Origin of the sequence: Streptomyces gottesmaniae, assembly GCF_031845845.1 — a bacterium.
GTDB lineage: Bacteria > Actinomycetota > Actinomycetes > Streptomycetales > Streptomycetaceae > Streptomyces > Streptomyces akebiae.
On the sequence record NZ_JAVRFJ010000025.1, the window covers coordinates 47019 to 63448 of the forward strand.

At 70.1% G+C, this 16430-nt stretch carries 18 protein-coding genes; 10 read left to right on the plus strand and 8 right to left on the minus strand.

Translation table 11 applies throughout. The annotated features are described in order from the left end of the window. Positions 1–93 precede the first annotated feature (93 nt). Positions 94–1245 carry an FAD-dependent monooxygenase gene (locus tag RM704_RS26410; RefSeq protein WP_311591311.1) on the plus strand — a complete coding sequence of 384 codons (1152 nt, stop codon included), beginning with the start codon at positions 94–96 and terminating at the stop codon, positions 1243–1245. Positions 1246–1384: 139 nt separating this feature from the next. Here RM704_RS26410 and RM704_RS26415 read toward each other — a convergent pair whose 3' ends face one another. The 5 genes from RM704_RS26415 to RM704_RS26435 all read right to left on the minus strand — a co-directional run bounded on the left by RM704_RS26415 (position 1385) and on the right by RM704_RS26435 (position 6827). After that, on the minus strand, positions 1385–2836 hold the full coding sequence (locus tag RM704_RS26415; protein WP_033526027.1) for a HAMP domain-containing sensor histidine kinase: 1452 nt from the start codon (positions 2834–2836) through the stop codon (positions 1385–1387). Then, positions 2833–3567 (minus strand): response regulator transcription factor, encoded by a 735-nt coding sequence (locus RM704_RS26420; protein WP_033526026.1) that lies wholly within the window; start codon positions 3565–3567, stop codon positions 2833–2835. Before RM704_RS26420 ends, RM704_RS26415 begins: the two co-directional genes overlap by 4 nt. A 172-nt stretch (positions 3568–3739) precedes the next feature. Further along, on the minus strand, positions 3740–3934 hold the full coding sequence (locus RM704_RS26425) for a hypothetical protein (protein WP_033526025.1): 195 nt from the start codon (positions 3932–3934) through the stop codon (positions 3740–3742). Between the two features lie 63 nt (positions 3935–3997). Next, complete coding sequence (locus tag RM704_RS26430; protein ID WP_033526024.1) at positions 3998–5137, minus strand: S1C family serine protease; 1140 nt, start codon at positions 5135–5137, stop codon at positions 3998–4000. 58 nt (positions 5138–5195) lie between these two features. Continuing rightward, on the minus strand, positions 5196–6827 hold the full coding sequence (locus RM704_RS26435) for an IS200/IS605 family element transposase accessory protein TnpB (RefSeq protein WP_033526023.1): 1632 nt from the start codon (positions 6825–6827) through the stop codon (positions 5196–5198). A 360-nt stretch (positions 6828–7187) separates the two neighbouring features. Between RM704_RS26435 and RM704_RS26440 the strand changes: the two genes are divergently transcribed. Together RM704_RS26440 and RM704_RS26445 are read left to right on the plus strand one after the other, a co-directional pair. Then, positions 7188–7826, plus strand: coding sequence for a hypothetical protein (locus RM704_RS26440; protein WP_311591312.1), 639 nt, complete (start codon positions 7188–7190; stop codon positions 7824–7826). Between the two features lie 140 nt (positions 7827–7966). Continuing rightward, complete coding sequence (locus RM704_RS26445) at positions 7967–8323, plus strand: DUF6023 family protein (protein ID WP_311591313.1); 357 nt, start codon at positions 7967–7969, stop codon at positions 8321–8323. A gap of 127 nt (positions 8324–8450) precedes the next feature. Here RM704_RS26445 and RM704_RS26450 read toward each other — a convergent pair whose 3' ends face one another. Both RM704_RS26450 and RM704_RS26455 read right to left on the minus strand, forming a co-directional pair. After that, the gene (locus RM704_RS26450) at positions 8451–9473 is read right to left on the minus strand and encodes a LacI family DNA-binding transcriptional regulator (protein ID WP_033526021.1); all 1023 of its coding nucleotides are present in this window, start codon (positions 9471–9473) and stop codon (positions 8451–8453) included. A gap of 94 nt (positions 9474–9567) precedes the next feature. After that, positions 9568–10347, minus strand: a complete 780-nt coding sequence (locus tag RM704_RS26455; protein WP_033526020.1) for a winged helix-turn-helix transcriptional regulator — start codon at positions 10345–10347, stop codon at positions 9568–9570. Between the two features lie 159 nt (positions 10348–10506). Between RM704_RS26455 and RM704_RS26460 the strand changes: the two genes are divergently transcribed. From RM704_RS26460 to RM704_RS26490, 7 genes are all read left to right on the plus strand, one after another. Further along, entirely contained in the window at positions 10507–11406 is a 900-nt protein-coding gene (locus RM704_RS26460) for an alpha/beta hydrolase (protein ID WP_107072242.1), read from the plus strand. A 31-nt stretch (positions 11407–11437) separates the two neighbouring features. Continuing rightward, positions 11438–11692, plus strand: coding sequence for a MoaD/ThiS family protein (locus tag RM704_RS26465; RefSeq protein ID WP_033526019.1), 255 nt, complete (start codon positions 11438–11440; stop codon positions 11690–11692). Between the two features lie 10 nt (positions 11693–11702). Next, entirely contained in the window at positions 11703–12953 is a 1251-nt protein-coding gene (locus RM704_RS26470; RefSeq protein WP_033526018.1) for a hypothetical protein, read from the plus strand. A gap of 203 nt (positions 12954–13156) precedes the next feature. Then, a complete protein-coding gene (locus tag RM704_RS26475; RefSeq protein WP_033526017.1) occupies positions 13157–13891 on the plus strand; it encodes an LmeA family phospholipid-binding protein in 735 nt (244 codons plus the stop codon). A gap of 439 nt (positions 13892–14330) precedes the next feature. Further along, positions 14331–15170 (plus strand): sulfurtransferase, encoded by an 840-nt coding sequence (locus RM704_RS26480; RefSeq protein ID WP_033526016.1) that lies wholly within the window; start codon positions 14331–14333, stop codon positions 15168–15170. A gap of 76 nt (positions 15171–15246) precedes the next feature. After that, positions 15247–15534: a DUF1416 domain-containing protein gene (locus RM704_RS26485; protein WP_019755963.1), complete on the plus strand. Its 288-nt coding sequence runs from the start codon at positions 15247–15249 to the stop codon at positions 15532–15534. A gap of 85 nt (positions 15535–15619) precedes the next feature. After that, the gene (locus RM704_RS26490) at positions 15620–15880 is read left to right on the plus strand and encodes a DUF3099 domain-containing protein (protein WP_033526015.1); all 261 of its coding nucleotides are present in this window, start codon (positions 15620–15622) and stop codon (positions 15878–15880) included. 61 nt (positions 15881–15941) lie between these two features. Here the strand turns inward: RM704_RS26490 and RM704_RS26495 are convergent, their stop codons facing one another. Beyond that, a complete protein-coding gene (locus RM704_RS26495) occupies positions 15942–16304 on the minus strand; it encodes a DsrE family protein (protein ID WP_033526014.1) in 363 nt (120 codons plus the stop codon). Positions 16305–16430 lie beyond the last annotated feature (126 nt).

Here is a 16430-nt window from a genome sequence, read left to right on the forward strand (position 1 = left end):
GTAGTGCACTAGTGCGCCATGCCCTGTTTGCACTAGATCGCTTTCATAGAAAGAGCACTTCACTAGCGGTCTTCAGGTTCGTACGTTGTACACATGATGACGACCAAGAAGGTTCTGATCTCTGGCGCTGGTGTCGCAGGACTGGCGCTCGCCTACTGGCTGGACCGCCACGGCTTTCACGTCACGGTGGTCGAACGCGCCCCGCAGGTCCGGCACGGCGGCTATGCCGTCGACTTCCGTGGTGAAGCCCTCCACGTCCTGGACCAGATGGACCTGCTGGAGCCGATCCGGGCACTGGATACCGAGATGGGCGACGCGGCGATGGTGGACGCCGAAGGCAGGCAGTACGCCACCCTGCCGGCCGCTGTCTTCGCGGGCGACCTGGAGGTTCCCAAGGCAGAACTGACCCGGCAGCTGTATGCAGCCGCGCAGGACAGGGCGGAGTACCTCTTCGGCGACTCCATCTCCGCAGCGGAGCAGGACGCCGACGGCGTGAACGTCACCTTCGAGAGCGGGCCGTCCCGCCGGTTCGACCTGCTGGTGGGCGCCGACGGGCTGCACTCGCGGGTCCGATCGCTGGTCTTCGGCCCCGAAGAGCGCTTCGTCCAGCCTCTGGGCATCCACACCGCGATCTTCAGCCTGCCGAACTATCTGGGGCTGCACCACACCGGGCAGCTCTACGTCTCCCCTGGGAAGGCGGCCAACATGTTCGCCGACGACGCAGGCGGCCGAGCTCGGGCCGCCCTGCACCTCGCAGCCGAGCATCTGAAGTACGACCGCCACGACATCGGCGAGCAGCAGCGCATCATCGCCGAAGGGTTCGCCGGTGAGGGCTGGGAGATCCCGCGGCTGTTGACGGAGATGCGGGCCGCCGAGGACTTCTGGTTCGACACCAACGCCCAAGCCGTGATGGACACCTGGGTCAGCGGCCGGGTCGTCCTGCTCGGCGATGCCGGCTACTGCGCGGCCCCGACCTCGGGACGCGGCACGTCCCAGGCGCTGATCGGCGCGTACGTGCTGGCCGGCGAGCTGGCACGGGCAGACAGCGACCACACGGCGGCGTTCATCACCTACGAGAAGGCGATGCGGCCCTTCGTCACCGAGCACCAGGCTGTGGGGCGCGAGGGCGCGGAGCGGTTCTTCATGCCCGCTCCCAGTCAGGAGGTGCTGGACATGCTCGCAGCCGACGCCCCGGAGAACACTCGCACGGAAGTGGTCCGCCTTCCCGACTACGCTCCACGCTGACCTGCTCGGCGGGCTCGCCCGTCGTCGGATTGGCGAACCGCGACGGCGACCGGACGATATCCCAGATGATCCAGCCGTACGCACCTCACGGCGGCCAGGGATCAAAACACCTACTGACCCCGAGCGCCCCGGCCACCGCTCAGGCTCCCTCCGGAGGAGGAGTAGCCGCCCCCGGCAACCGCACCGTCGCCAGCGTGCCGCCGCCCTCAGCCCGCGACAAGGACACCTCGCCGCCCGCCTGTTCGACCGTGCGGGCCACGATCGACAGGCCCAGGCCCGAACCCGGGAGCGACCGGGCCGACGGGGAGCGCCAGAAGCGGTCGAAGACGTGGGGGAGTTCGTCGGCGGGGATGCCGGGGCCGTGGTCGCGGACCGTGAGGACCCCCTCGGTCAGGGAGACCTCGATCGTGCCGCCGTGGGGGCTGAACTTCACCGCGTTGTCGAGGATGTTGACTATGGCGCGCTCCAGCGCGGACGGTTCGGAGCGTACGTACCAGGGCTCCAGGTCCGCCGTGATCGTCAGCTCGGGGCCGCGCAGCCGGGCCCGGCGCAGGGCCGCCTCCACCGTCTCCTGGAAGTCGACGATCTGGAGGTGCCGGCCGCTCTGCTGGCCCGAGTCCGAGCGGGACAGCTCCTGCAAGTCCCCTATCAGCGCGGCCAGTTCGGTCATCTGGGCCTTCACCGAGGCGAGCAGGGCCTTGCGGTCGTCCGCCGGGATCGGGCGACCCGTCTCCTCGCTGCGGGAGAGGAGCTCGATGTTCGTGCGGAGGGATGTCAGGGGGGTGCGGAGTTCGTGGCCGGCGTCCGCGATGAGCTGTTGTTGCAGGTCGCGGGAGTTCGCCAGCGCGCTCGTCATCGAGTTGAAGGAACGGGAGAGGCGGGCGATCTCGTCCTCGCTCTCCTCCTCCACGGGGATGCGGATGCTCAGGTCCTCGGTCAGCGCCACGTGTTCGACGGCCTCGGTGAGCTTGTCGACCGGTCGCAGGCCCGCACGGGCCACGGCCAGACCGGCCGCGCCGGCGCCTACGACTCCGATGCCGGAGACGAGGAGGAGGATGAGGGCGAGGTCGTTGAGGGTGGACTGGGTGCCCTTGAGCGGGACGCCGACGAGGAGCGCCGCGTTGGACGTCTCCCCCGTGCGCTGGTCGGTGAAGGACACCGGTCGGATCTTGACGCGTACGTCGTTGCCGTCCGTGTCGACGCTGTTGTGGTAGACGGCCTCGGTGCGGCCCGCGGCCGCCGCGATGTTCTTGTCGGTCTCGGTGACCTTGACCGTCCCGGCGGAGAACTCCAGGGAACAGGCCGTGCCGTCCTCCAGGACCACTTGGAAGTACGTGTTCTGGCCGAAGCGGTTGTTCTGCCGGCCCTTCTGCGTGCAGTCCTCGAGCGCGAGACCGGCCTGATCCACGAACGCCGGCATGTTCATGGACTTGTCGAGATCGTCGTTCAACTGCTCGTACAGCTTCCCCTGCACGATGAACCAGCACGTCACCGACACCGCCGCCACCGCGAACGCCACCGCCGCCGCCACCAGCATCGACAGCCGGGTCCGGATGGGCAGGGACCGGTAGCGGCTCAGGAGCTTCTTCACTCCGCGCCGCCTTGTCGCAGGACGTACCCCACGCCCCGCACGGTGTGGACGAGGCGCGGCTCGCCGCCCGCCTCGGTCTTGCGGCGCAGGTACATGACGTACACGTCGAGGGAGTTGGAGGACGGCTCGAAGTCGAAGCCCCAGACGGCCTTGAGGATCTGCTCGCGGGTGAGGACCTGGCGCGGGTGCGCCATGAACATCTCCAGGAGCGTGAACTCCGTGCGGGTCAGCTCCACCGGGCGCACGCCCCGCGTGACCTCCCGCGTCGCCAGATCCATCCGCAGGTCCGCGAAGGTGAGCGCCTCGTCCACCTCGGCGGTCTGGGAGACGGCCGCCGCGTACGAGCTGCGGCGCATCAACGCGCGGACTCGGGCGAAGAGTTCGTCGAGCTCGAACGGCTTGACCAGGTAGTCGTCCGCGCCGGCGTCGAGGCCGGTGACGCGGTCGCCGACGGTGTCGCGGGCGGTGAGCATCAGGATCGGCGTGGTGTCGCCCGCGCCGCGGATCCGGCGGGCGGCGGTCAGCCCGTCCATGCGCGGCATCTGTACGTCGAGGATCACCAGGTCCGGCTGGTACGCGGTCGCCTTCTCCAGCGCGTCGGCACCGTCGACGGCGACCTCGGTGTCGTAGCCCTCGAAGGCGAGGCTGCGCTTCAGTGCGTCGCGCACCGCCGGCTCGTCGTCGACGATGAGGATGCGCTGGGGTTCGGGGGCGCCTTCGGCGGGGCTCATGGTGGTGTTCGTTCCTCGGGTGCGGTGGTGGAGGGGGCGGCCGGGGCGATGTGGGGGTGCGTGCCTGGCGCGGGTGGGTGGTGACTGGTCGCGCGGGTCTCCGCGTCCCTGGAGGGGCGCGCGGTCCGCCCTAGCCTTGCACGTCCCCCGGCTGCGCAGTAGCCCGTGACGATCAGCCGCGGAGCGTACGGCGGCGTGCTCGGGCCGACGTGGTGCGACGGGCCGTGCTCCGGGCGGCGGACGCCACCTCGGGGGCCCGGGTCACCGGTGCGTGCAGCTCGGCGGCCACCGCGAGGGCGAGGCCGAGACCGGCCGGGTCGCCCGCGGCCCCGACGTCGTGCGAAACCTGTGCGATCTGCCTGTTCATGTCGAACTCCTGGGGCTCAGCGGGACGGGCGGGGGGGAGGGGGCGAGAAGGGTGGGCCGGGCCTCAGTCCGACCCGCCCGCCCGCAGCGTGCTCAGGTCGGCCTTGACCGTGTTGACCGGGATGGCGAAGCCGAGGCCGACGCTGCCGGCGCTGGAGGAGGTGGCGTCCGCGGCGGAGTACATGGCGGAGTTGATGCCGATGATGTTGCCGTTCATGTCGATGAGGGCACCGCCGGAGTTGCCGGGGTTCAGGGAGGCGTCGGTCTGGAGCGCCTTGTACGTGGTCGTCGAGGAGCCGGTGTCACCGTTGAACTGCCGGCCGCCGAACTCGAACGGCCACTGCCCGCCGCCACCGCCCTGCTGCTGGCCCTGGCTCTCGTCCGTCGAGACCGTGACGTCACGGTCGAGCGCGGAGACGATGCCGCTGGTCACGGTGCCGGTGAGGCCCTCGGGGGAGCCGATCGCCACGACCTGGTCGCCGACCTTGACGCCGTCGGAGTCGCCGAGCGTGGCGGCCTTCAGGCCGGAGGCGTCCCGGAGCTTGATGAGGGCGAGGTCCTTCTTGCTGTCGGTGCCGACGACCTCGGCCGTGTAGGACTTGCCGTTGCTGGTCGTCACCTTGATCTGGGAGGCGCCGGAGATCACGTGGTTGTTGGTGACGATCTCACCGTCGCTGGTGATGATCACACCGGAACCGGTGGACTCACCCGCGTTCGAGGTGGCGTTGATCTCCACGATGCTCGGGCTGACCGCCGTGGCGACCCCGGAGACCGTGCCCTTCTGGCTGGTCGGCACCACGCTGGTGCTGGTGGCGCTGGACGCCACGGTGTCCGTGCCGGTCAGCTCCTGGATGCCGTAGGCCGTACCGCCACCGATCGCCGCCGCGACGAACGCCACCGCCGCGAGCAGCGCGATCGGCCCCCGGGCACGCCTTCTCGGAGCGGGCGCAGCCGCGGACTCCGGGGTGCCGGCGGAGGAGACCGGCTCGCTGAGGAGCGCGGTGGGAGCGGCCTGCGCCGAGGCCGCGGCCGCCGGGTCGTACGCCGGCGGGGGCGGCCACTCCGGGTTCACCGGGGTGGAGGCCTGCTGCTGCTGGAGGTACGCGGGCTGCTGCTGGGTCTCGCCCTCGGCGTACCCGGAGTGCTGCTGCTGCCCCTGGTAGGGGTTCTCGTACTCGCCGCTGCGGCGGAAGCTCTCGGTCATGCTCCAGAGCCTGCCGCCCGACCATGAGACCTTCCTGAGTGCTCCCTGAGAACCGTTTCTAAAGACTGAGCGGGAGTGAGTCCTGTTGCCAGGTCTCATGCTCGGCCGAACGCCCCGGACGGTGTTGGGCGTTCTGGTTGCCCGCGTTCGCTCCGCACCCGGCACGCACGGATCGTGTCCGTGGTCCGGGGATGCGGGGGCGGGTTCCCTCACGCCCGGCAACACCTGATCCGGCCTGGGCGGTCCGATGCCCCACCGCATCTCTCCGGTGCGGTGGGGGCGGTGTCGTCCGTCGCCGGATCGGGTGTTGCTGGGCGCGCCTTCCGATCGCCACGGCGGCTGCGTCGTGGCGAGTGGTCTGACGGGTGGTTTTGGTGAGGGGTTTCTGCCAGTGCTGGGCGCCCCAGCGGCTGGTGTAGGCCGGGTCGACGGCGATGATCGCGATGCCTGTCTGGTCGGCCATCGAGGCCAGCCGGGCGCGGAGTCTGCCGGTGGGCATGCCGGAGAGCAACTGGCGGAAGCGTGTGCGGCGGCCGTGTTTCTCCCGGGTCTTCTCGGCGGCGAAGTCCAGGTCCTCCACCGCGATCGCCCTCACCCCGCAGGTCTTCGCCCAGTGCAGGAGGCGGGTGAGGGCGTGGCGGACCTGGGCGTCACGGTGTCCGGCGGGGCCGGTCAAGTCGTAGGAGAAGCGGCGCGGGCTGCCGGTGGGGTTGCCGCGGACATCCAGGCGCCAGGCGGCCAGGTGGTCGGCGTTCATGTCGACGCCGATCACCCCGTGCGCGAGTGCCACCTCGATGGGCAGGGTGGGAGTGGGCGGGATCTGCCAGGACGCGGTCACATACCAGCGGTCCCGGCCGGTGTCGTGGTGGATGCGGTAGGCGATGGCCCGGTTCGCCGCGACGCGGTCCGCCCACTCGGTGCCCCGGTGCGCGAACGCGACCCGGCCGGCCAGGACGTACCGTCCGTGCGGGGCGTTCGCCAGATGAGCCAGCGGCGCGGGGAGCTTGATGCTGACCTGGCCGTCGGGGCTGACGCGGATGGTCTCGTTGCCGTAGCGCTTGCCGGACTCGCCGTCCGCCTGGCAGAACCAGCGCTCCGCCTCCCACCGCCCACGCCACGCGGACTCGGTCAGCTGGGCCGTCTCCAGGTGGTGCCGGGTGCGGGCCAGGCGCTTGCCGCCGCGTACGACGTGCACGATCCCGGCATCCCGGTCGGCCCGCGCGGCGGCCAGCCGGTCCCGCAGCACCCGCAGACGACGCGACTTCGCATGCCACTCCCGCCGCGACCGGTAACCCCCCGGCGCCCTCTTCGTCCCCCTCTCCCCGACCGGCAGCGCCAGCCGGTCCTCGATGGCGCGAATACCCGCTTCCAAATTCTGGATGTGCGCGAGCTGGCAGCGGCGGGCCAGCGCCCACTGGTCGTGCGTGGCCTTGGTGATACTGCCCGCCCAGCGTGACGACGAGGCGGGTGTCAGCTCCCGCTTGCGGACCGCCCACGCCTGACCGGAGTACTCCAGGCCGTCCCGGCAGCGCGCCTTGAGATCCCGCGAAGCCAGCGAGCCCAGATGCCCGCCCACCAGACGCAGCACCTTCTCATCGCCCGGCGTCAGCTGCTTGAGGCGGGTCCGGACAGCCACACCAGCCGGGCCGGACACGACGAACGGCGCGGCGATGCTCCGCAGCTCACCCACCCCGCCACCCCCGCCCGGCCCGACTCGAAGAACCCGTCGCCCTGGGAAACGAGCACCGCCCATGAAGGTCACGTATTCGGTGAGGGAACGTCAGTTCCCCGCTGAAAATCGGCAATCACAAGCAAGGAGCGCGGCACGACACAGGCCATCCACACCCACCCCCACTCACCAGAACGCTCTTGAACGCACTCCAACGCCAGCAGTTCCAAACCCCACCAGAACCTCGTTCGTCCCATATAAGGACGCGGGCTTTCCTCAGGTTCTCCTCAGGAAACACGGCAAGATCTTGTTATGTGCATGACCTGCTCATAGCGTTTCAGCCAGTGACCGCCACGGGGGCGGCCCGATGGAGGGCCCCAGATGAATATCCGCACTCGCAGCGCCTCGACCAGCGCTGCCGCTGTGCTGCTTCTCTGCTTCACGACCGTCGGTACGGCGACGGCCGCCGACGCTCCTCCGGGAGAGTCCGTCGTCGCGTCGGAGGACGACACGACGGAGATAAATGACAGGCAGGACTGGGAGGACGAGACCGAGCAGCCGGTTCTCGACAGAGAGCCGCAGCGCTGCGAAATGTCCGGCACCTGGATCAAGATCACCTCGAAGCAGGCGTACCACATCCCGTCCTGGTGGAACGGCACCAGCTACAAGGACGGCCCCGGCGGCACGATGACTGTCAGCGTCACCAAGAGCGGCACCATCACCGCCGAAGTATCGACCACGGCGGAAGTCGAGGCGAGCATGGTCGTCGCCTCGGCGAAGTCCAGCATCAGCTACAAGATCTCCGGCAGCGCGACGATCACCACCGGGCACACCTACAGCCGCACGATCAGCAGCAACAAGAAGTACGGGCACATGCGGTATGGCTCGTGGGGCTACAAGGTGAAGTGGAAGCAGTACCGAGCCAAGAGCAATGGCTGTGGTGCCACTCAGATCGGCAGCGGCACGGCGACCCTGCCGACCAAGGAGACCGGATGGAAGTACTGGGAGACTTCCTCATGACTTCATCATGGGCCAGGGGAGGGCTCACCGTGTGCGCCGCTGCCGCGTCGGTCGCCTTGCTCACTTCCTGTACGTCGACCGACAGTGCCGGAGGGGCTGAATCCTCGCCGTCTGAACCATCGAAACGGTCAAAACCGTCGGTGACAGCCACTGCTGATGGTCCGTCGGACGACAAACTCACGGAACAGGCCCAGGCCGCGCTCGCCGCTGTTCACAGCGGAACCATGGTCGAGGCTGGGGCGGAACGCGTGGCCGACGGCGTGCACGCCGAGCCCCTCCTGGACGCCGACAAGGCCTACCGTTTCCAGCTGGTGTGCGTCGGTAGCGGCAGTGTGCAGGTGGTGTTCAAGCCTGTTAGCGCCGGACAGAAGGCCACGGTGCCCTGCGACGGAGCGGTCGCCCAGCAACGTCTCACCGTGAGCGAGCCGCTCCGTATCGATGTCGACAGTGGCAAGGGAGCGACCGGAATGATCGCCTGGCAGATCGACACCGTCTGAGGGGCATCGGCAATCATCAAGCCCAGGCCGTGTGTCCCGTCCGTCCCGGGGCACGCGGCCTGCGCGATCAGCCGCTCCGAACCCGCAGCGGCCTCAAGTCCTACGGCGCTCCGCCCGCCAAGCGGCGCTACACGCACCCACAAGACCGCCGAGCCACCAACGTCGACGGAAACAGCTTCACCCGTTCGCCGCGGGAGCCGGCCACCCGGATTCCGTCGTCCAGCACCAGGTCCACCGCCGCTCGGGCCATCCCCGTACGGTCCGTCGCGATCGTGGTCAGGGGCGGGTCCGTGAGAGCCGCCTCCTTGACGTCGTCGAAGCCGGCCACGGCCAGCTCGCTCGGTACCTCGATCCGCAGTTCGCGCGCGGCGCGCAGAACCCCGATCGCCTGGTCGTCGGTCGAGCAGAAGATCGCCGGGGGCCTGTCCGGGCCCGACAGCAGCTTCAGTGCCACCTGGTACGCGTCGTACCGGTTGTAGGGCGCCTGGAACAGCCGTCCCTCCGTGGAGATCCCGGCCTCGTCCATCGCGCGGCGCCAGCCCTCAACGTGGTCGGAGACGGGGTCGCCGATGAGCGGGGTCTCGGCGACACCGCCCATACAGGCGACGTACGCGTAGCCGTGGGAGAGCAGATGGTCGACGGCGAGCTTGGCGCCGCCGATGTCGTCGGTCACCACGGCCACGTCGTCGATCGCCTCGGGCCGCTCGTGCAGCAGGACGACCCGCGCGTCCCACGCCTCGATCTCGGCGGCCGCGTTGTCGTTGAGGGCGTGGCTGACGAGGATCAGCCCGGAGACGCGCATCCCGAGGAACGCCCGCAGATAGTGGACCTCGCGCTCGGCGACGTAGTCGGTGTTGCCGACGAGCACCATCTTTCCGCGCTCGGCGGCGGCCTGCTCCACGGCGTGGGTCATCTCGCCGAAGAAGGGCTGGCGCGCGTCCGGCACGATCATGCCTATGAGGTCGGTACGCCGGGATGCCATCGCCTGCGCGACCCGGTCCGGGCGGTACCCCAGCTCCTTGATGGCGGCGAGGACACGCTCGCGCGTGGCCGGTGCGACCGGCCGGGGTCCGTTGTTGATGACGTAGCTGACGACGGCGGTCGATGTACCCGCCAGTCTTGCCACGTCATCCCGAGTCACCTTGGCCACGCGCGGAGTCTACGCGGATGGACCGGCCCTGGGCAGGGCGTACGACGGCGCACCTGTGAGTTACCTGTGCGTACGCCGCCGCGGTTCCCCGTCACTACGCCTCGGCCGCGATCTCCACGGCGTCCAGGGGCGCCGTCTCGTCCGCATCCTCCGCCTTTGAGGGGGCGGCCTTGGGCTTCGCCTCGTCAGCGGCGCGTTCCGCCTTCTCCGGCGTAACGAATCGATAACCGACGTTCCGGACGGTTCCGATCAGCGACTCGTGCTCGGGGCCGAGCTTGGCGCGCAGCCGTCGTACGTGCACGTCGACCGTCCGCGTACCGCCGAAGTAGTCGTAGCCCCAGACCTCCTGGAGCAGCTGGGCGCGGGTGAAGACGCGGCCCGGGTGCTGGGCGAGGTACTTGAGGAGCTCGAACTCCTTGAAGGTGAGGTCGAGGACGCGCCCCTTGAGCTTGGCGCTGTAGGTGGCCTCGTCGACCGAGAGATCGCCGTTGCGGATCTCCATGGGGGAGTCGTCGTTGACGATCTGCTGCCGGCCCATGGCCAGGCGCAGGCGCGCCTCGACCTCGGCGGGTCCGGCCGTGTCGAGGAGCACGTCGTCGATGCCCCAGTCGGCGGTGACGGCGGCGAGACCGCCCTCTGTCACGACGAGGATGAGGGGGCAGCCGGGCCCGGTGGACCGCAGCAGCTGACACAGGCTGCGGACCTGTGGGAGATCACGACGACCGTCGATGAGGATCACGTCCGCACCGGGGGTGTCGACGAGAGCGGGGCCTTCCGCCGGAGCCACGCGCACGTTGTGCAGCAGCAGGCCGAGGGCCGGAAGCACCTCCGTCGACGGCTGGAGGGCGTTGGTCAGGAGCAGCAGAGAACTCATGCGTCTGGTTCCTCCTCGGTCCCTGCGAGGACGCGTGTGGCGGCGGCTTGTACAGCTGCGGTCACCTGGCGTTTTTCCGCTCGTATACAAGCTTGCCTAAAGCACGAAAGGACCCGGGGGCGACATTGCCCGAGTCCTCTGTCCAGCAGAATAGCCCACATGAGTGCTGGTCCGGCAGGTCATGTGACGCGATCTTTCGACATTCCGAACTCTGAGACGGCCCGTCGAACCCTTTCGCGGCCGCCACGAACCCCTTTGCGCAGGTTTCTGCGGACTGACGACGGGGTGAATATCGAGGCTGTATACGATCCGAAAGCCGTTGTATACAACGGCTCCGACAGCACCGGGACTTCACCGGGCGGCCACCTCGCCGACCATCTCGCCGTGATCGTCGCGCATGGCTTCACGGGTCACGCTGATCGTCCACATGTTCGAAGGGTGGCGGAGGTCTTCGCCCGGTACGGGTCCGTCGTCACCTTCTCCTTCCGGGGCCACGGAAGGTCCGGTGGCCGCTCCACGGTCGGTGACCGCGAGGTGCTCGACCTCGCGGCCGCGGTCCGCTGGGCCCGTGAACTCGGCCACGCGCGCGTCGCCACCGTCGGGTTCTCCATGGGCGGCTCGGTCGTCCTGCGCCACGCGGCCCGACCGGACGCGGGCACGGACGCCGTCGTCTCGGTCAGCGCCCCGGCTCGCTGGTACTACCGGGGCACGGCCCCCATGCGCCGGGTCCACTGGCTCATCACCCGCCCCGAGGGCCGCCTCCTCGGCCGCTACGGCTTCCGCACCCGTATCCACCACCGCGACTGGGACCCCGTCCCCCTCTCCCCGGTGGAATCCGTGCCGCTCATCTCCCCGACCCCGCTGCTGATAGTCCACGGCGACCGGGACGGCTATTTCCCGCTCGATCATCCGGAGACGCTGGCCGCCGCGGCGGGCGGCCACGGCGAACTGTGGCTGGAGAGAGGCATGGGCCACGCGGAGAACGCGGCGAGCGGGGAATTGCTGGAGAGGGTCGGGGACTGGGTGGTGAAAGGGGTCGCGGCCAGGGGCGTAGCCTGACCCCGTCACGACTCATACAAGAGGAACGCAGATGCCAAAGGGCACCGTCCGCTACTGGGCCGCAGCCAAGTCCGCAGCCGGCGTCGCCGAGGAGCCCTACGACGCGGCCACCCTCGCGGACGCCCTGACCGCGGCCCGCGACCGACACCCCGGCGAACTCGTCCGCGTCCTGCGCCGATGCTCGTTCCTCGTCGACGGAAACCCCGTGGGTACCCGTGCGCATGAGACGGTACGTCTGGCCGAGGGCGGCACGGTCGAGGTGCTCCCGCCGTTCGCAGGAGGGTGACCCCCACATCATGAGCAACCAGCCGTACGGGTACGAGGGCCACCCAGGGCAGCAGGGCCATCAGGGGCAGCAGGGTTACGACGCGTACCAGCAGTCGCAGCCCCAGGCGCAGCCGCACTGGCAGGGCTACGACGAGGGCCAGGCCGCCCACGCCCAGCAGTACACCCAGCAGTGGGAGGGCCAGACCTGGGAGACCCAGCTCCAGCCCCAGACCCCGCCCGCGGCCAACCTGACGGAGACGGCGTACCTGCCCCAGCAGACGGACGCCCCGAACGGCTCCCCGAACGGGCAGTACGGCCGGCACGCGCAGTTCGGCCAGAACGGGCAGTACGGCGGCCAGTACGCCGCTCAGGCCCAGCACCAGCCGCACCAGCACCAGCAGCCCCAGGCGCAGCCCCAGTTCCAGGCGCAGCCTCAAGCGCCGGCGCAACCCCAGGCCGCTCCCGACGCCGCCGCCGATCCCGCGCCCGGCTACGGTCCGCCCACGCTCACCGGCAACACCCGGGTCACCGACGCCCAGCGGGCGCGGGCCGAGGGCCGGTCGCCGATCATCGAGCCCGGGATGCAGCCGGCGCTGATCACGGCCGTCCTGGGACTGCTGCTGGCCGGCGCCGCCGCGGTCGGGGAGTACGCCCTCGCCGTACCCCTGGTGGTCCTCCAGGCCGTGACGGCGGCGGGCTGGTTCCGGCTGAACGGCATGTGGCCGGCCCGGCAGGGCATCGTGCTGGCCTTCGCGGGCGCCCTCGCGGCGGACGCGGCCCTCTTCGCGGCCGGCCGGGAGCACGCGCCCGCCGCGATCCTCGGGACGCTCGGCGTGTGGGTGCTGCTCGGCATCGTGCTGGGGCTGCGCAGCCACGCGGACCCGGACGAGCGGATGTACGGCCTGATGGCGACGGTGGCCTCGTCGGCGCTGGCGATCATCGCGACCGGCTATCTGGCGGCCGTGGCGGACGCGGTGACGGTCGGCGGGGTCGCGGTCGCGGTGGCCGTCCTGGCCCGAGCCCTGCCGCTGCCCACCGCGGCCTCGGTGGTCGTCTCGCTGCTGGCGGCCGCCGGCGCGGGCATCGCCGTCGGCGGTGCGACCGAGCTGGGCACGTCCGGCGCCCTCCTCGGGGCCGGTGCCGGCCTCTGCGCCCTCATCGGCCACCGCGTCGCCGGCTACGACTACCCCTCCCGCTTCGTCCACTTCACCGCGGGCGTCGCGCTCCCGCTGACGGCGGCGGCCCCGGCGGTGTATCTGCTGGGCCGCGCGTTGGTCTGACGAGAAAGCCCAGGCCCCGCGCCCCTGTTTTCAGGGGGCGCGGGGAACTGCGCGAGAAGCCCCACACACCCGCACTCGACACCGCACCCCTGTCACAGCTGATCAACAAGGCGGGCCGAGCCACTCCGGCCCGGCGCCCGCGCGATTACCCTCGCGTAGATACCGTTCGGCCGCCGAGTGGACTACGTGGGGAACACCGAGAGATGCGCGCACTGCGAATACTGGTCATCGTCGCCGTGATACTGGGCGGCCTCTTCGTGGTCGCGGACCGCGTGGCCGTCGGTTTCGCCGAGGACGAGGCGGCCCAGCAGCTGAAGGCGAGCGAGGGCCTGACGAGCACCCCGGACGTGTCCATCAAGGGCTTCCCGTTCCTCACCCAGGTCGCGGGTGGCGAACTGGACGACGTCGAGGTCGGCATCGAGAACTTCGAGGCGAGCACCGGCAAGCCCGACGAGAGCATCCGCATCGCCGACCTGAAGGCGACCATGCGCGGTGTCGCGTTCTCCAGCGACTACAGCTCCGCCACGGCCACCAGCGCCACCGGCACCGCGACCATCGCGTACGACGAGCTCCTCAAGGCCGCCAAGTCGGAGCCCACCGATGTGGGTCTCGGCTTCACCGCCCGCGTCGTCGGCCTGTCCGACGGCGGCAAGGGCAAGATCAAGGTCAACGTCGAGATCGACCCGCCGGCCCTCGACCCCCAGACCGTCTCCGTCCTCAGCACCGTCAGCGTCAAGGGCGACAGGGTCGAGGTGCACGCCGACTCCCTGCCCAGCGTGGGGGGCGCCGACCTCGCTGAGAACGTGGTCCGTTCGATCACCGACTTCCAGCAGGCCATCGACGACCTCCCCGGCGGCATCAAGCTCGACAAGGTCGAGGCGGCGCCCGGCGGTGTGGAGATCACGGTGAAGGGTTCGAACGTCAGGCTGGCGGGGTAGGACGACGGTCGGCTCTCCCCGCGGCGGCACTGCCCCTCGGCGGCACTGTCCTCGGCGGTGTCCGAAAGGCGAGACGACGCCGTCCGTACCGTAGATGTGACGACGGCTACAAAGCTCCGTCCGCCCCGCCACCACAGCCTCGGCAGCCACTTCGTCCCATATTCCGGACGATCGCGTCTCACCATACGACATGCCGGTGACACGCCCGCCCGTCCGTCCCTACGATCGACACTCATGAAGCGACAGGCGGATCTCACGAAGCGGCGGGCAGTAGACCTGTGCCGCGTCGCCGCCATGCTCTGTCGCCCCTTCTGAGCGGCGGCTTTCCGCTGTCGCGTTTCCCCGCGCCCTGTCCAGCCAGGGCCCACCCCTGCGTGCCCCGGCCGACGCCGGAGGCAACCCGCACGCCCCGCCGCAACTGCCCCGGAGGAGAAACATCATGAGCCGCAGCGACGTCCTGGTAGACGCCGACTGGGTCGAGGCCAACCTCGACGACCCGAACATCGCCATCGTCGAGGTCGACGAGGACACGACCGCGTACGAGAAGAACCACATCAAGAACGCGATCCGGATCGACTGGACGAAGGACCTCCAGGACCCGGTCCGCCGTGACTTCGTCGACCAGGAGGGCTTCGAGAAGCTCCTGTCGGAGAAGGGCATCGGCAACGACACCCTGGTCGTCCTCTACGGCGGCAACAACAACTGGTTCGCGTCCTACGCCTACTGGTACTTCAAGCTGTACGGCCACGAGAACGTCAAGCTGCTCGACGGTGGCCGCAAGAAGTGGGAGCTGGACGCCCGCGAGCTGGTCGACGAGGTGCCGGTGCGCCCCGCGACCGAGTACAAGGCCAAGCCGCAGAACACCGCGATCCGCGCCTTCCGTGACGACGTCGTCGCCGCGATCGGCTCGCAGAACCTGGTCGACGTGCGCTCGCCCGACGAGTTCTCCGGCAAGCTGCTCGCCCCGGCCCACCTGCCGCAGGAGCAGTCGCAGCGTCCGGGCCACGTCCCGTCCGCCCGCAACATCCCGTGGTCGAAGAACGCCAACGACGACGGCACCTTCAAGTCGGACGAGGAGCTCAAGGAGCTCTACGCCGAGGAGCAGGTGGACCTCGCGAAGGACACCATCGCCTACTGCCGCATCGGTGAGCGCTCCGCGCTGACCTGGTTCGTCCTGCACGAGCTGCTCGGTGTCGAGAACGTCAAGAACTACGACGGCTCCTGGACCGAGTACGGCAGCCTCGTCGGCGTCCCGATCGAGCTCGGCGCCAACAAGTAAGCACCCAGCGGTACCCGCACACCCCCGTTCGTCCCGACCGGCCTTCCTTCCGGTCAGACCCCTGATGGAGAAAGACATGTGTGGAGCGAAGGCCGGCGGCCCCGACGCCTCGACGATCAAGCCCGGTGAGACCACGATCCAGGGTCAGGTGACCCGCGACGGCGAGCCGGTGACGGGCTACGTCCGTCTGCTGGACTCGACCGGCGAGTTCACGGCGGAGGTCCCCACCTCCGCGACGGGCCAGTTCCGCTTCTACGCGGCCGAGGGCACCTGGACCGTCCGCGCGCTCGTCCCCGGCGGCACCGCCGACCGGACCGTCGTCGCCGAGAAGGGCGGCCTGGCGGAGGTCGCGATCGCCGTCTGAGACGGGCTCGTCGAACAGTCGAACAGCTGAGGGCCGCACTCCACGGAGTGCGGCCCTCAGCCGTGCGCGGACCTACGCTGGAGGTATGTACGCCCGCAGGCGCCACCTGTACTTCGCCATGATGGGCACGTGCCTGGCCCTCTTCGTCCTGGCCTGGGGCGTCGTACGCCTCTGGTCGGTCCCGGTCGCGGTCGGCATGTGCGTGGTCGCCATGGTCATCCCGCCGCTCGCCGCCGTCGTCGCCAACCGGCGCGGCCCCGACGACCGCTGGTGGGACGATCCCTCCGGCGACCCGAAGTCCGACGAGTGGTGGGACGAGCTGGACGGCAAGAGACGCCGAACGTGAGCCCGGACGCCCGGTGGACCGGTGGACCGGCGCGCGCCGGACGGGTGCCGGACGAGTGCCCTCAGTAGACGAGCGCCTGGGTGTCGTCCGTCATGGCCTCCTGCACGAACACCTGGGCGCCGGCGATCCGTACGCCCTCGATGACGTCCTTCTCGGTGATGTCCCGGCGGGCCGCGCACTGGGTGCACAGGGTGATCCGGCCGCCCGCGAGCAGCGAGTCGATCAGATCGGGCAGCGGGGCGGCGTGCGGCAGCTCGAACTCGGCGGCGCGGCCGGGCAGCGCGAACCACGCGGACTCGCCCGTCAGCCACAGGGACACCTCGACGCCGCTGGCGACGGCCACCGCCGCCACCGTGAACGCCTGTGAGCACCGCTCAGGGGCATCGGCCCCCGCCGTCACCTTGATCACGAGCTTCTTCGCCATGCCCGCAGCGTAGTGCCCCGCCGGGCGGCGCCCCCGGTCCCGGCACGGCCGTCTCCCTGCCCGCACCCCGGAGGCGTACCTCGCGGACGGGGCCGGACCCCGGCCGCGTAAGCTGGGGCCCGGCCC